The following is a 14,625-nucleotide window of genomic DNA, read 5'->3' as shown; positions in this document are numbered from 1 at the left end:
CGGAATCGATCCGGGCTGTGCTTGTCCTCGATCGTCACCATGTCGTCCACCCCGCCAGCGATTCCACGTACTCGGTCTGGGCATTTGCTGTCGTCGACGGTTTGAGCCGCCAGTCCCCGTCGTCCCACACCAGGATCATCCGCATGGCGGCGTACAACTGCTTGCCGTCGATCACCGGGCCCCGCGAGGCCAGTCGCACGATCGCGAGGTCCTCGGCGAAGTCGTCGATCTTGAACGCGTCGGAGGCCACGAAGTACTTGGTCACCTTCTGCGGCTGCTGTTTCGGCAGCTTGTCCCCCGACAGCGCGGAGTCGTAGGCAGCCAATTGCGCTGTGCTGACCCGCAATTGCGTCACGTACAGGTCGCGGTCGCCGGGGCGGGCGTTGAGCCGGTAGGTGATCTGCGCGGCGGCCAGCGCGGCGCCCTGCGGGGTGCGCGCGTAGCCGACGGCGAGTCCGTCCTCGATCCGCGACGGCCCGTCGGAGGTGGAGAACGGCACCGACGCACCGTAGACACGCTGCCAGCCGTGCGGTTTCGTGGTGCCCTCCGGCGCGGCGGTCAGCCAATCCGGGTCCGCGGGGGTACGTTGCGTACCCGGTTCCTGCGCCAGCGGTTGGCCCGCCGGGTTGTTCGGAATGTCGACCCGCCTGCCGAGCAGGTCGACATCGGGTTCGGCGAAACCCGTTCCGCCCGCGGCCTGGGCGGGCGGTGGCGCACTGTCGACCACCGTGTCGGTGTCGCGCGTGAAGTACACGACGGCGCCCGCGACCATGATCAGGGCGAGCAGGGCACCGGAGGCGATCATGCCGAAGGACGCGCGGTCGCGCGTGCCCGGCTCCCTCTCGCTCACTGCGGTGCCTCCAATGTCACTATGTCCTGCGGTAATTCGTCGATCGGGTCGACCGGGCGGTCCATCGAGCCCGGATCGGGTAACTGCAGTAACCAGTCTCCGCCGTACCAGCTGACCGTGGTGTGGTTCACCGCCCGTGACCGGTCGGAGTATTCGGTGTAGACCTCGACTGTCGTTGCCTCATCACGATATTCGGTAATTTTGTAACCCAACAATTTCGGCGCGTACTCCGCCGTGGCGGGCCCGGTGATCGACAGCTGCACCCGGTTGATCGCCCACTCGTCGCGCGCCGGTCCCGGCACGAGTTCGGCGTTGACGACCTGGGCCCACTGACTGTCCGGTGCCACCGACAACCGGATGGTGTGGGTCAGTGCCGCCAGCCCGGCTCCGCGCGGGGAATGCTCGAATCCCGTCGCGGCGCCCTGGTTCACCGTTTTCGGACCCTGGTCGGTGTGCGGCATCGCGATGCCCTGGTAGTCCTGCCAGCCCACCCCGGTCGGGGCGGCGGTGAGGTCGAGTCCGGTATCACCACCGCCGCCGCAGCCGACGGCTGCCGCGAGCAGGGCGATACCGACCGCGACCGGTCGTGTCGTGGTGGACGTCATGCCGGCAGGAAGGCCAGCGCGATCGCGGACGCGGTACTGGCGACCGAGGCACCGATCAGGCTCATCAGGACACCGTGTGAGGCGTCGTTGACCGCCAGGTCGCTGCGGAATGCGATCCACAATCGACCCGCCGACAGGATCATCCAGGCCAGGCACGACAGCAGGACGAACCAGAGCAGCCAGTTGAGCAACTGCATCATCGGCGCCAACACGTCGGCCGGGATCTGTTTATAGGCGAGCACAGTGATCACTAACCGATGACCGCACTCATGATCGTGCCCGCGCTGGTCGCCACGACGCCGCCGATCATGGCGCCCGCCACCATCTTCGGCGATTCGAGTCCACCACCGGTCCAGCGCTCCCACGCGAACTTGCCGCCCGCGTAGGTGATGCCGCAGATGCCCGACAGCAGCACGAACCAGGTGAGGTAACGCACGAGCTGCAGGATCTTCTCCGAGCCGGGAGGAGCCTCCGGGGTCGGATTACCGACCTGGGCCAGCACGGTGCCGTACGTGTCCTGCACGGCGAGGAGGAGCATGCTCATCGGGTGCCTTTCTCCCACTGTAAAGGTGTTGTGCGACAAACACTTCGACGACGACACACGTTTGTACACCACCGACCGGCGACCCGCCCGGTGTTCATGATCGACCCTCGTTCCAGCCGGGTGAGCCGAGGCTCGCCCGGATGGCGGCCACCACTTCCGTGCCGAGGTCACCGATCTCGACCGGCACTTCGTCGAGCGGGTCGGGACGGCGTTTCTTGACCGTCACCTCGTCGCCCGGCGACCACACCGGAAGCGCGTCGGACTCCACCAGAGTCCATTCCTCGAACCACGGCACCTGCCAGACGTGCCCGGCCAGCGAGCCGACCACCTCCCGGTAGCGCCGGATCTCCGGTGCCATCCGCCCCGGGCGCGCGGCGACCGTGATCAGGCCGAGCACCAGCGCCGGGCCCGCGAGCCCCGCGTGGTGCTGGCGCAGCAGATCGTGGGCGCGGGTGAGTCCGGAGATGGTCTCCCTGGCGACCAGGACGACGTAGGGAGACTCACGGTCGAACACACCGGGCCAGCGCCCGCGCGCGTCGGCGGCGGGTGCGAGCACATGCGCGAGCGTGGTCGCACCGGCGCCACCGTGCACGCCGAGCAACCACACCAGTGGCGCCCGGCCGACCCCCGGCACCGGACGCTCCCAGATCTTGGCGCGCAGCGATTCTGGCGGCGCGACTACACCGGCGGGGGCGTCCGGTTCACGACGACGACGAAGATTCATGGCTGCCGTCATGATGCCACCCCGGCGAGCAAGCTCGCATACGCCGAACGCGTCGCCTCGGCGAGCTCGGCGTGGCGGACGAGTTCCCCGCGCGCGAGGTGCGGGTCGTAGGGGATCTCGACGACCTCACGCACCCAGCCCGACAGGTGTTCGCGCAAATGCTCCGCTACGCGCGAGTCGTCGTGCGAATACTGGTGCGAGACAACGATGGTGGTGTCGGCGACCACGCCGGCCCCGTCGTCGCCGTAGTGGTCGTCGAGCCATTCCAGGGTCACCCGCAGCCGGTTGGCGGCGTCGACACGGGCCGGAATGGCAAGAACCAGGGCGATATCGGCGTCGTCGAGCAGGGGACGCAGTTGCCGTCCGGCAATCGGGTTGCCGCCGTCGTAGACCGCGGTGTACCCACCGGTGTCGAGCGCCCGCGCGACAGTGAGGAATGTCGCCCGCCGCCGCAGCGGGGTCGCGTCGCGCCAGAGCAGTCCGAAACCGGAGGTGGAGCGCGACAGGCAGTCTTCCAGCGGTGCCGGTTCGTCGTCGCCGCGTCCGTAGACCCAGGACTGCAGGTTCACCGGGTGCAGGTGTTTGTCGGCGCCGCGCAGGGCGATATCGCTGCCCGCCGCGGTCGCGTCGACCGCCACGGTCGTGGCACCGGCGGTGACCAGTTCCGCCGCGAGGCCGAGCGCGGTCGTGGTCGTGCCCGCACCACCGCAGCCGCCGACCACCAGGATCGGCCTGCGGGTGCCGTCGCGGCGCTCACCGCCCCGACGCCGCAACCGCACCACCGGAGCCGGATCACGCGCCAGGTCATCGGACGGGTCCCCCTCGGGGGCCTCGTCGAGCCAACGGCTCCAGTCGTCTGTCATCGCCTCTCCTTACCCTGCCGCGATGCCCGTGATGAGCGTGCGATCGCCGACCGTCTCGGTGCGCACCGATTGCTTGGTGTAGGTGGCCGGTGCCCCCGCGGGCCGGAACTCGGTGACCTCCACCGTGAACCGGTCGGGCGCGACAGTGGTGATCCGCACGCAGTGGGTGGTCCCCACCGGGATGGTGTCGATACCGCGCTGGATCACGGCGGCAGGCGAGACCTCGGCACCGGGGGCGACCACCGCTCTGGCCTGCTCCCCCGATCGGCTCACGTAGTAGGCGTGTTGGAAGGCGAGGACGGCGTCGGGGCCCGACCCTGTGCCGCCTGCTTCGGCGCTGCGCACCACGATGTCGGTGCGTTCGGTCGGGCACGAGCCCACGGTGTCGGCGGTCAGGTTGCCCGCGGTGAAGTGCAGGGGCGAGGCGGCCTGGCGGGCGGTGTTGTCGCCGCCGCGACCGAACAGCAGGAAGAACACTCCGGTCGCGGCGATCACCAGAACGAGCGCCGAGACCGCGAGGACCACCCAGGCGCGCTGGCGTTTCCGGTTCGCGCGCAGGGCGCCGGAGGGTTCGAGTACGCGGGCGTCGTCGTATTCGTCGGCGGCGGTGTCGGCCCAGGGGAACTGGACCAGTTCGGCGTCGTAGTCGTCGTCGGGGCCCGGTGCGGGGTCGGCGACCCAGTCCGACCAGCCGCCGGTGAAGTCGCTGCGACGTCCGGCCAGTTGGGCGGGCGGCGGGGGTACCGGTTCGGGTTCGACCGGGTCGGGGCGCTTTTCGTCCTCGGCCGCTGGGACGTCGCCGGATTCGGTTGTCGCGTCATCGAACTGGACCGGTCGGCTGACCGGGCCGTCCTGATCACCGACTGTCGGCTCCGGATCGACATTCCAGCCCTGCGGTTCGATGACTATTTTCGACTTCTGCCCTGCCTCGCCGATGGCGTGCGGCGGTTCAGCGAGGGCCGGACCGAACGGTTCCGGCTGACCCTCCCCCGCCACCGCAGGTTCCGGTGCGGGCTCGGGACTCTTCGAATATCGGGCGATGCTGTCGTCGTCGCCCGCCACCGGTTCGGTGGTGTCCGGGCGTGCGGGGGCACCGGCATCGGTCTCGGGCTCCAGCGCCGAGTACCAGCGCGACAATTCGTTGTACGACTTCAACATTTCCCCCTTTCCACGGCGCCGGGCACAGTTCGCATCGAAGACCTCTCGGTGATCAGTTCACAGAGAACGGACGGGTGGTGGGTGCGGTGGTTACGGGTGTCGCGGCAGGCGGAGTCGTCGCGCCGCCGGATGAGGCGCCATCGGCTCCTGTCCCGAAGGGAAATTGTCCCCCACCGGAGGGTTTCGATGTCGTAGACGCGCCGCTCGGGCTCGGGAAAATTCCCATCCCGCGCGAGTCGGACCCACCGACCGGTACGGTTCCCTTCCCCGAAACACCGGCCGCGTCGCGGGCCAGCGCGGCGAACCACTCGCCCACGTACCGCGTCGGCGTCGCACCGTTGGCGCCGACGCCGATGCGCGAGTAGGCGTCATGGCGCTGCATCGTGTTCCAGTAGCGCACCCAGGTGGTCACGTCGAGGAGTTCGGCGTTGTCGGTCACGTTCTGCTGGATCGCGGTGAACGCCTCGTTGACCAGGCGCACCCCGGTGGTCGGCGGCACGAGTTGCGGGACAGCGCCTGCCAGTTTCGTGCCGAGCAACGTGAGCCCGGCCAGCGGATTCGACAGTGTGGCCGTTGCCAATTCGCTGATGGTCGCCGGGCTGATCACCGTTTTCACCACGGTGGCGACGGCGTTGAGACCGATCATCCCGACCTTCAGCAGCGCTCGGTACGCGGCGTTCACGTCGAGCGTGCTGTTCGGGTCGGAGGCGTCCGAGATGCGCTGCGAGATCGACTTCTTCGGCGCGAGCGAGACATCGGCGAGCGTGCTCCCGGAGATGTCCTCCTCGACCACGGCGGTGGCGGTTTTGATGGAGGTGAAGGCGAGCGCCTCGGCGATCGAGGTGAGCGAGCCGATCGGGTCACCGCCGGAGAGTTTCGACTGGCTCATGAGATTGGTGACGGCCCGCACGATCGGTGCGCCCTGCGGTGCGTCGCACGCGAGATCGCCTGTGGCACAAAAGCTTGCGACGCGACCGGTGAGTTTGCCGTAGTCGTCTACCTGGTCGCTCTGCGGCGCGAGTCCGCCCCCGGGGGCGATACCCTGACGCACCTCACCGACGGCCGCCAGCGCAACGCCTGCGGTTCCCGGCGCAGGAAGGGGTGCGGTCCGGTCGGGCGCGCCGGGGAACAGTGGCGCATTCTCGCCGCGGGTCGGGTCGGCGAACAACGCGACCGCGGCCACCTTGTCCGCGGACAGCACACCGGTGCCCGCGCCGACCTCCTGGGCGAACAGCGAGGCCACATGGGCGCCTTGGGAATACCCGACGACCGCGATCCTCGTATCCGGGCAACGCTGCGACACCTGGGTCGCCATCGAGCGGAGTCGTTCCAGGCCACCGGCCACCGACTCCGTGTACGGCACCGCGCCGCCCCGCACCGCACCGCCGAAGCCTGCCTCGTAGGGCACGTACGCACGATCGACGAGTCCCGCGTCGGCGGCACCGGCCATCATCGGACGGAACACCGTCGACAACATCCCGGTGTCGGTACTCGGCGCCGCATCCGGTGACGACTCGCCGGTGCCCTGAATCCCCAACGCATACAACGCAGGACACGCGGTGATGGTTACCTGTGTCGACGGCGCGGTGGGTGTAGGGTCTTGCGCACCCGCCACCCCCGCCGCAACCGACAGCGAAGCAACGGTGAACGCCATGAGCGTTCCCGCGAGTCGTGTCGTGCACCGAGCAAAATCGTTCCGCATCACAGTCCGTTTCCGCTGACCAGTGGAGCGTTGAAACGCACTAAACCGTAACAGATTCCGGGTATCCCAACCCCTGCCCTAATCGGCCCTTTCACTGCCACCGGCAAACCCGATGCGCCCAGCAATCTTTCGGCGATCATCCGGACAGACAGCGGCCCGGGCACCCTCGCGAGGAGAATGCCCGGGCCGTGGTCGCCAGGTCAGGCGGCGGAGGTCACCCGGTACACGTCGTAGACGCCTTCGACGTTGCGCACCACATTGAGCAGGTGGCCCAGGTGCTTGGGATCGCCCATCTCGAAGGTGAACTTGCTGATCGCGACACGGTCGCCATGGGTGGTCACCGCGGCGGACAGGATGTTGACCTTCTCGTCGGCCAGCACCTTGGTCACGTCCGAGAGCAGCCTGGTGCGGTCGAGGGCCTCGATCTGGATGGCCACCAGGAACACCGACGAGGGCGAGGGCGCCCATTGGACCTCGATGATCCGTTCCGACTGTTCCTGCAACGAATCAGCGTTGGTGCAGTCGGTGCGGTGCACGCTCACCGCGCCACCGCGGGTCACGAAACCCATGATCTCGTCGCCCGGCACCGGGGTGCAGCACTTGGCCAGCTTCGCGACCGTGCCCGGCGCACCGGGGATGAGCACGCCTGCGTCACCGGTGACACGCTGACGGGCGGGCGTGGTCGACGGTGTCGACCGCTCGGCCAGCTCGTTCTCGACATCGCCGATGCCGCCGAGCTGGGCCATGAGCCGCTGCACCACGTGATGCGCCGACACCTGGTGCTCACCGACGGCGGTGTAGAGCGTGGAGATGTCGCTGTAGTGCAACTCGTGCGCGACCGCGGTCATCGCCTCGACGCTCATCAACCGCTGCAGCGGCAGCCCGACGCGGCGGACCTCCTTGGAGATCTGCTCCTTGCCGCTCTCGAGGGCTTCCTCGCGACGCTCCTTGGCAAACCACTGGCGAATCTTGGCTTTCGCACGCGGGGAGACCACGAACTTCTGCCAGTCGCGGCTGGGTCCGGCGTTCTGCGCCTTGGAGGTGAACACCTCGATGACTTCGCCGTTTTCCAGCTGCCGTTCCAGCGCCACCAAGCGCCCGTTCACGCGCGCGCCGATGCACTTGTGCCCGACCTCGGTGTGTACGGCGTAGGCGAAGTCGACCGGGGTGGACTTCTGCGGCAGCGTGATCACATCGCCCTTGGGCGTGAACACGAAGATCTCCGGCGACTTCAGGTCGAAGCGCAGCGATTCCAGGAACTCCGCGGGGTCGGCGGCTTCTCGCTGCCAGTCGAGCAGCTGACGCATCCACGCCATGTCGTCGACCTCGGCGGCGTCACCGGAGTGCTTGCCCTTGGTCTCCTTGTATCGCCAGTGCGCGGCGATGCCGAACTCGGCGGTCCGGTGCATGTCCTGGGTGCGGATCTGCACTTCCAAGGGCTTGCCGTCGGGGCCGACCACGGTGGTGTGCAGCGACTGGTAGACCCCGTAGCGCGGCTGGGCGATGTAGTCCTTGAACCGGCCGGCCATCGGCTGCCACAGCGAGTGCACCACACCGACCGCGGCGTAGCAGTCACGCACTTCCTCGCACAGGATGCGCATGCCGACCAGGTCATGGATGTCGTCGAAGTCTTTGCCCTTGACGATCATCTTCTGATAGATCGACCAGTAGTGCTTGGGCCTGCCCTCGACGATCGCGTTGATCCGCGACGCGGCCAGAGTGTTGGTGATCTCGGCGCGCACCTTCGCCAGGTAGGTGTCACGCGAGGGTGCGCGGTCGGCGACCAGGCGCACGATCTCGTCGTACTTCTTAGGGTGCAGGATCGCGAACGCGAGGTCCTCGAGCTCCCATTTGACGGTGGCCATGCCGAGGCGATGCGCGAGCGGCGCGATCACCTCGAGGGTTTCCTTGGCCTTCTTGGCCTGCTTCTCCGGCGGCAGGAAACGCATGGTGCGCATGTTGTGCAACCGGTCGGCGACCTTGATCACCAGCACGCGGGGGTCGCGCGCCATGGCGATGATCATCTTGCGGATGGTCTCGGCTTCGGCGGCCGCGCCCAGGTTGACCTTGTCGAGTTTGGTGACGCCGTCGACGAGGTGGGCTACTTCCTGCCCGAACTCTTCCTTGAGCTGCTCGAGGGAGTAGCCGGTGTCCTCGACGGTGTCGTGCAGCAGGGCCGCGACCAGCGTGGTCGTGTCCATGCCGAGTTCGGCGAGGATGTTGGCGACGGCGAGCGGGTGGGTGATGTAGGGGTCGCCGGACTTGCGGAACTGCTTGGCGTGGCGTTCGTCGGCGACGTCGAAAGCGCGCTGAAGCAGCGCCAGGTTCGCCTTCGGATACAGCTCACGGTGGACCGTAGCGAGGGGTTCGAGGACCGGCTTGACCGCCGCGATCCCCCGCTGCCCGGTCATCCGCCGGGCCAGCCGCGCCCGCACCCGCCGCGACGCCGAACTGGGCACCGAGGCTGTCGGGGACTGCTTGGCCGGTGGTTCCGGGGTCTTCGCGGGCGTGCCCTGACCTGACGTGGCACCGGTGGATTCCTGCCCGACCTTCGCCTCGCCCAGATGTCGAGTCATGCCACCACCTCTCACGCTGCATTCGGACCTGTGGGCCGACTGCTGCAAACCGCCCGGGGCCTCAACTTTAGTCCCCGCACCGACCTGGTGTTCGAGTCACCGGGGTCACAGGCCTGCGACGGTAGTACTTCGAGATCAACGCGGCACTCTTTCGCTATAGATCGACCATGATTTCGCGCCGAAAAGGGCGGGTCGACGTGGGCGAATGCCGAGCATCCACGATCTCGGGCCGGTCCTTGATCAGGCTCGGGCGAGGCGGCGTTTCACAGCGAACAGACAGGTTTCGCCGGTGCGGCGGGCTTTCGGACGTCGGGGAGTGCCACGGGGCAACCTACCGGTGCTGATTGCCAGGCTCTGGTTGCGCGGGTCATCGAGAGACCGGACCGCTCGGGCCGAGTCGGTTCGGGCGAGGCCGACTGACTTCTCAGCGCCCGTCGGGCACAGAGGCTGTGGCCGTCCCGGTTCGTGCGCGGCGACAGACTTTCAACGCCCGTCAGCCGCGGGTCGTCGGGTGCGGATGCTGTGGCCATCGAGGCGGCCCGGTGGGGTGGCGAGGAGGTCGAGGACGGTGGGGGTGATGTCGACCAAGGTGTGGGCGGTGGTGGTGCTCGGGGTGAAGTCGGGGCCCCGGGCGATGACGAAGTTGGCGGTTTCGGCGGGCGTTTGGCCGCCGTGGCCACCGGTCGGGAGGTGGCCGTGGTCGGTCGTGACCAGGACGGACCACTGTTCGCGGGGATTGGCTTCCGCGCGGCGGTCGACTGCCGCGACGATCTGGCCGACCAGCGCGTCCACCCGGCGAATCGCGGACAGGTAGGCGCGCGACGCACCGCCGTGCTGGTGGCCCGCCAGGTCGATTTGGTCGAGGTGGGTGAAGACGAGATCGGGGCCGGAACGCTCGATCGACGAGACCACTTCGGTGGCGGTTGCGATGTCGGTGGCCGACTCGTCGGGGTCGTCGGCGACCGGTGTGGTGGTGAGGGCCAGGTCGGCGCGCCGGTCCCCGGTGGCGGCGATCGTCGCGATCTGGTGCCAGGTGCCGATCGATACTGTGTGCCGCGCGGGGTTCGCCCGTTCGATCCGGGTGAACACGCTCGGATGCGCCAGGAACGGACTCCCGTCGAATTCGTTATCGGTGATCCCGTGCTCGGTATCCCACACCCCCGTCAGCACGCTCGCCCACGACGGCCCGGAAATCGTGATGTGCCCGGCGATGTTTCCCTGCGACAACACTCCCTGCGTGGCGAGATGCCGCAACCGCGGCGCCTGGACCGCATCGGCCTTGTCGAACATCAACCCATCGATCCCGATGACGACGACCTTGTTCACCACTTCCCCCACCCCGCGTCGCGGAGCCCCGAACGCGGCCGCCGCATCGACCGTCGCCCCCATATCGTCGAACGCCGCCACCGACCCGGCCGCCGACCCCACGAGCGGAATCGTCACCAACGAGGTGACCAGCGCAACAAGCACTTTCGCCGGAGCCGACATCTCGCGCATACCCTCACGATGAGGGACCGATCCCTGCTCGGCGACCCCGCCACCACCGTGTTCACCGACGTTTCACCGACCACCCACACCGCGGACGCCCCGCTGAACAGCGCACCAACCACACCTTGCCGACGCCCATGCCGCGCGCACCTCACCTGGCCGGTCCAGACTGGCCGGGCCATACCTGTCCTGGCCTCACCGGCCTGGCCTCACATCGTCCGGCGTCGCCTGGCCTAGCCTCGCATCGCCTGGCCTAGCCTCGCATCGCCTGGCCTCGCATCGCATCGCCTGGAATCGCCCGGCCTGACTGACCTCGCCTCACCTCGCTGGCCTGGCTGACCTGGCTGATCTGGCTGGCCTCGGAAGGCGGAGCCCCAATCGCCGGCGCACGGCGAACCCCTCCACACACCCGGTCAGTTCTTGTCGGCCTCGAACGCCCACACCACTGCAGGCCGCCCCGTCGCCTTGACCCGTCGACGTTCGCCGGTGCGTTCCAGCCCGGGGATCGCGGCGAGGGTGCGGTTGAGGTTGGCCGGGTCGGGGCGGGTGCCGTTGAGGGAGGTGCTGAGGTCGACCGCGCGGGTGGCGGGGAATTCGGTGCCTGCCAGGGCTCGGGTGAGGGTGGCCTCTTTCCAGAGCAGGCCGGCCAGCAGTGCACGGCTCGTGTCGACGATGAGGTTGTGGTCGAAGGCCAGTGGTGGGACGTTGTCGAAGTCCACCCACTCGGCGGGGCCGTCGTGTTCGGCGACGACCGCCCACATGGCGATGGCCAGAGTCGGGCCGCGGGGGTCGCGGTGGGGTTCGTCGAAGGTGACGAGCTGGCCGACGGCGCCGATCGCCTCGGTGGGAACGCCGAGTTTGGTGTGGACGGCGCGCCGGGCGGCTTCGGCGAGACGTTCGCCCCGGCCCAGCAGCACGCCGGGGAGCGCGAGTTCGCCGGTGAACGGCTCGAATTCGCGCGGGGCGATGCCGATACGCACGCCGCTGTCGGCGTCCCAGCACCGCAGGGTCACCACATCGATCGACACAACGGATTGCTCCACGTCATCCCATCCTGCCTCGAGCGCCTCCCGCCGTCTCGAGGTCATTGCGCTGTCCACGAGTACGGCATCCGGATCACAGTGCGTTGTCGCTGACCGCGACCGCAGTTCACGATACGTGCGCCCCCGATTGTGCCCTGCTCACAGAGTTCAGCGGGCCACCGCCCGCGTTCGGCTCGCACCGTGGGCGCGCCACGACTCGGCCACCGCTGTGCGGTCGCGCCGATCCGGGCCGTGACCGGTCAGCACCACCGGCACCCGCAGGCGTTCGGCCAGCCACGTCGCCGGGTCGCCATCGATCGGTGCGAGAACTGGTGTCGCACAGGAGAGTTGGTCGGTGAGCTGTTGCTGGTGCTCGAGATCACGCCACCGGCCGGGGACGAGTTCGGTCAATCTGCCCGAGGGTGTGCCGTATGCCTGTGCGGCGCAGAGCGTTCCGGGCACGTCGAGGTGATTGACCACCAACCCGTCGACTCCCCCGCATACATCGACGGCATAGCGCAACAGGATCGGATCGAGGTGTCCCTGCCGGAACGCACCCTGGTAGTGCCCGGTCCCGTTGTGCGGCTCGGGAATTCGCAGCGGCGCCTCGGTCGGCAGCGGGCCGGCGCCGTGCCGAGTCATATAGGTGCGGGTGACGCCGAGAACCTTTGCTGTGCCCCCGATTTCACGAATCATGGCGCGTGCGTTGCGGGGCTCGACCGTCGACCAGGTGGTGTGCGGGTGCAGGCCACGCCACTCGTCGAGCAGCACGCCCTGCGCACCTTCGAACACCAACCGTCCGCGGTGCGCGGCGCGCGCGAGTTCTTCGCCGCCGGTGATGCGGACGGCGCGCGCGAAATCGCCGTACATCGCCACCATCGCGTCGATCGATTCGTATCCGTGCGCGCTGGGGCCGACGAGTCGGTCGTAGTGCGCGGCCAGCCGATCCAGCTTGGCCCGCAACACGTTCGGCATCCGGCAGTCGGCCACGGTCGGCGCGTCGTGTTCCAGTGCGTACCAGGCTGTTTCGCCGATGCCGCGTCCGCAGGAACCGTGCCGCGAGGAACCCCTCGCGTCCTCGCGCGCACGGTTCGCCGCGATGTGGATCGGCGTGGTCAGCAGGGCGCGCTCGTCGACGGCGAGCAGCCCGAGCGGGTCACCGACACCGAGCGCGGCGAGCTGTTCGGATTCGGCGGCGAGCACGATCGGCTCGACCAGCATGTGCCGCGACAGCCACGTCGGGACGCCCGAGAACGTTCCGGACCCGAACTGCGCGAACGTGTGGTGGCGACCGTCGGCCACGACATTGTGCGCGGCCTGCGCACCGCCGTTGAACCGCACGACGGCCGCCACCCCGAGATCGGCCTCGGCCGAGCACAACCAGTCGACCGTCGCGCCTTTGCCCGCGTCGCCGAATCCCAGATCGACGACCACGAGGTGATCCGCACCGAACATCGCAGTGCCCCTTCCTTTTTTGTTCTCAGCGACCGGGCGGCAGTGCGCGCATGGCCCGTCCGGGCTTGGAACCGAGCGCCCGTCCGACCGCGTCGGCCTCGTCGCCCGACCCGACATCGCACAAGTCGGCCAGCCCGGTATCGAGGTCGACCCGGCCCTCCCCCAATCCGATGGTGAGCGCGATCAACTCGCACACCGCGCCGGGGTCGTCGAGTTTCAGGAAGTTCTGTCCGAGCAGCGTCCGCCAGTGTTCGGCGATCTCCGGATCCCGGTAGTACGAGGACTGGTTCGGCAGGATGTAGTACACGTGCCAGCGCTGCTCGAGTTCGCGATAGATCGACTCGACCGACACATCACGGCGCACGTGATCACCGACCACCGCGCGAATGTGGCGGGCGGCCAGGCGCGGCTTGTTCAGTTCGTCGCCGATCAGGAACAGATAGCCCTTCTTGCCGCGCTTGTCCCACGCGTCGGTCGCGACGTGCTCGACCATGAAATAGGCGGCCAGTTCATAACTTTCGGATTTCTGCCCGCCACCGCCGCCTTCGAGGAGGATCGCCCGCAGCTGTTCGTCCATCCGGTTGTCGGATTCGAACTGCCCGACCTGCAACGGCACCCGGTCGGTGTCGGCGTCGCCGATGGCACCGAACAGCACCTGCGGATCCTGCGCGTACCCCTTGTTCTTCAACAGCCCGTGCAGTTTCCCGAGCTTGTCCTGCATGATCCGCGGCACCCGCCCCATCGACCCGGTCACGTCGAACAGCACCGCCACCGGCAGCGAGTTGCCGTGCTCGGCCGAATCCCGGCACTCACGCTTGTCGACCCCGAACGGATCGAGCAACGGGTGCGCGCTCCAGGTGTCATACGGCTTCGCCCGCATCTCAGCGGTGTACCCGAAGTCGTCCAGCCCCTGCCGAGCCCGGTACGTCTTGCCCGCACGGTAGGCGGTGTCATCCCAATTTCCATATCCCATCCGAACCACTCCCTCTCGAATCGTCGTTTTAGTCTATTCAACCAAAACAATGATCGTCAAGAGGGAGCGGCTCATTTGCCGAAGTTCACCCGGCCGGCGACAGTTCGTCCGGCAGCGGCGTCAGGCGGGTGCCGACGAGCGCAACACCGGGCCCCGACCTGCCGCCCGGGCCGGGATGCCACGTGACGTTGTCCGCGGTGACCGGCGCCGCGCATTCCCCGCAGACGACAACCCCTTCGCTCACCCGACCGCAATCGCGGTGAACTACCGACAGCGGCGGCCCGTCGTCGCCGGCCAGCCACCGATCCCCCCAGGCGAGCAGCATCGTCAGCACCGGATACAGATCACGGCCACGCTCAGTGAGGACATACTCGGTGCGCGTCGGATTCTCTTGGTACACGCGGGTTTCCACGATCTCGTACTCGACCAGAGTGCGCAGGCGCTCAGCCAGCACATTGGAGGCGATGCCCAGATCGCGACGCAGATCCTCGAAACGGGTGATGCCGAGGAACAGGTCACGCAGGATCAGCGGCGTCCACCGCTCCCCCACGATGCCCACGGTGCGCGCGATCGAGCACGCGATATCAGCGAGATCCGTCTTGGCCATAGCACCCACCCTAGTCCATTGCTTTTTGCAAGCTAGCTGGTTACGGTCGAAATACCCG

The 14,625-nt window shown here is 68.1% G+C and carries 14 protein-coding genes; all 14 read right to left on the bottom strand.

The annotated features are described in order from the left end of the window. Nucleotides 1-34: 34 nt before the first annotated feature. The gene (locus ACFWUP_RS08875; RefSeq protein WP_379232245.1) at nt 35-850 is read right to left on the bottom strand and encodes a hypothetical protein; all 816 of its coding nucleotides are present in this window, start codon (nt 848-850) and stop codon (nt 35-37) included. After that, the gene (locus ACFWUP_RS08870) at nt 847-1,455 is read right to left on the bottom strand and encodes a hypothetical protein (RefSeq protein ID WP_379232243.1); all 609 of its coding nucleotides are present in this window, start codon (nt 1,453-1,455) and stop codon (nt 847-849) included. Before ACFWUP_RS08870 ends, ACFWUP_RS08875 begins: the two co-directional genes overlap by 4 nt. Next, nucleotides 1,452-1,706, bottom strand: a complete 255-nt coding sequence (locus tag ACFWUP_RS08865) for a hypothetical protein (RefSeq protein ID WP_056810720.1) — start codon at nt 1,704-1,706, stop codon at nt 1,452-1,454. The genes ACFWUP_RS08870 and ACFWUP_RS08865 overlap by 4 nt, the downstream gene beginning before the upstream one ends. Further along, nucleotides 1,706-1,999 (bottom strand): hypothetical protein, encoded by a 294-nt coding sequence (locus ACFWUP_RS08860; RefSeq protein WP_056815437.1) that lies wholly within the window; start codon nt 1,997-1,999, stop codon nt 1,706-1,708. Before ACFWUP_RS08860 ends, ACFWUP_RS08865 begins: the two co-directional genes overlap by 1 nt. A 94-nt stretch (nt 2,000-2,093) precedes the next feature. Beyond that, nucleotides 2,094-2,735: a hypothetical protein gene (locus tag ACFWUP_RS08855; protein ID WP_379232242.1), complete on the bottom strand. Its 642-nt coding sequence runs from the start codon at nt 2,733-2,735 to the stop codon at nt 2,094-2,096. Then, on the bottom strand, nt 2,732-3,586 hold the full coding sequence (locus ACFWUP_RS08850; RefSeq protein ID WP_379232240.1) for a MinD/ParA family protein: 855 nt from the start codon (nt 3,584-3,586) through the stop codon (nt 2,732-2,734). Before ACFWUP_RS08850 ends, ACFWUP_RS08855 begins: the two co-directional genes overlap by 4 nt. 9 nt (nt 3,587-3,595) lie before the next feature. Further along, the gene (locus ACFWUP_RS08845) at nt 3,596-4,744 is read right to left on the bottom strand and encodes a hypothetical protein (RefSeq protein WP_379232238.1); all 1,149 of its coding nucleotides are present in this window, start codon (nt 4,742-4,744) and stop codon (nt 3,596-3,598) included. Nucleotides 4,745-4,796: 52 nt separating this feature from the next. Further along, nucleotides 4,797-6,398 carry a cutinase family protein gene (locus tag ACFWUP_RS08840; protein WP_379232236.1) on the bottom strand — a complete coding sequence of 534 codons (1,602 nt, stop codon included), beginning with the start codon at nt 6,396-6,398 and terminating at the stop codon, nt 4,797-4,799. 248 nt (nt 6,399-6,646) lie between these two features. Beyond that, complete coding sequence (locus tag ACFWUP_RS08835; RefSeq protein ID WP_379232234.1) at nt 6,647-9,022, bottom strand: RelA/SpoT family protein; 2,376 nt, start codon at nt 9,020-9,022, stop codon at nt 6,647-6,649. Nucleotides 9,023-9,505: 483 nt separating this feature from the next. Next, complete coding sequence (locus ACFWUP_RS08830; protein WP_379232232.1) at nt 9,506-10,519, bottom strand: alkaline phosphatase family protein; 1,014 nt, start codon at nt 10,517-10,519, stop codon at nt 9,506-9,508. Nucleotides 10,520-10,923: 404 nt separating this feature from the next. Beyond that, nucleotides 10,924-11,553: an NUDIX hydrolase gene (locus ACFWUP_RS08825; protein WP_379232344.1), complete on the bottom strand. Its 630-nt coding sequence runs from the start codon at nt 11,551-11,553 to the stop codon at nt 10,924-10,926. Nucleotides 11,554-11,700: 147 nt separating this feature from the next. Continuing rightward, nucleotides 11,701-12,987 (bottom strand): adenylosuccinate synthetase, encoded by a 1,287-nt coding sequence (locus ACFWUP_RS08820; protein ID WP_379232231.1) that lies wholly within the window; start codon nt 12,985-12,987, stop codon nt 11,701-11,703. A gap of 25 nt (nt 12,988-13,012) precedes the next feature. Next, on the bottom strand, nt 13,013-13,960 hold the full coding sequence (locus tag ACFWUP_RS08815; RefSeq protein ID WP_379232229.1) for a hypothetical protein: 948 nt from the start codon (nt 13,958-13,960) through the stop codon (nt 13,013-13,015). A gap of 85 nt (nt 13,961-14,045) precedes the next feature. Further along, nucleotides 14,046-14,567 (bottom strand): winged helix-turn-helix transcriptional regulator, encoded by a 522-nt coding sequence (locus ACFWUP_RS08810; protein WP_379232227.1) that lies wholly within the window; start codon nt 14,565-14,567, stop codon nt 14,046-14,048. Nucleotides 14,568-14,625: the final 58 nt, after the last annotated feature.

It is taken from the genome of Nocardia sp. NPDC058658, from assembly GCF_042716665.1.
Classification (GTDB): Bacteria; Actinomycetota; Actinomycetes; order Mycobacteriales; family Mycobacteriaceae; genus Nocardia.
This window is presented reverse-complemented; position numbering and strand designations above follow the sequence as displayed.

Coding starts and splice junctions, on each gene's coding strand:
- ACFWUP_RS08815 (WP_379232229.1), bottom strand. CDS start 13,960: ATGGGATATGGAAATTGGGATGACACCGCCTACCGTGCGGGCAAGACG.
- ACFWUP_RS08830 (WP_379232232.1), bottom strand. CDS start 10,519: ATGCGCGAGATGTCGGCTCCGGCGAAAGTGCTTGTTGCGCTGGTCACC.
- ACFWUP_RS08840 (WP_379232236.1), bottom strand. CDS start 6,398: ATGGCGTTCACCGTTGCTTCGCTGTCGGTTGCGGCGGGGGTGGCGGGT.
- ACFWUP_RS08835 (WP_379232234.1), bottom strand. CDS start 9,022: ATGACTCGACATCTGGGCGAGGCGAAGGTCGGGCAGGAATCCACCGGT.
- ACFWUP_RS08845 (WP_379232238.1), bottom strand. CDS start 4,744: ATGTTGAAGTCGTACAACGAATTGTCGCGCTGGTACTCGGCGCTGGAG.
- ACFWUP_RS08850 (WP_379232240.1), bottom strand. CDS start 3,586: ATGACAGACGACTGGAGCCGTTGGCTCGACGAGGCCCCCGAGGGGGAC.
- ACFWUP_RS08810 (WP_379232227.1), bottom strand. CDS start 14,567: ATGGCCAAGACGGATCTCGCTGATATCGCGTGCTCGATCGCGCGCACC.
- ACFWUP_RS08870 (WP_379232243.1), bottom strand. CDS start 1,455: ATGACGTCCACCACGACACGACCGGTCGCGGTCGGTATCGCCCTGCTC.
- ACFWUP_RS08860 (WP_056815437.1), bottom strand. CDS start 1,999: ATGAGCATGCTCCTCCTCGCCGTGCAGGACACGTACGGCACCGTGCTG.
- ACFWUP_RS08855 (WP_379232242.1), bottom strand. CDS start 2,735: ATGACGGCAGCCATGAATCTTCGTCGTCGTCGTGAACCGGACGCCCCC.
- ACFWUP_RS08820 (WP_379232231.1), bottom strand. CDS start 12,987: ATGTTCGGTGCGGATCACCTCGTGGTCGTCGATCTGGGATTCGGCGAC.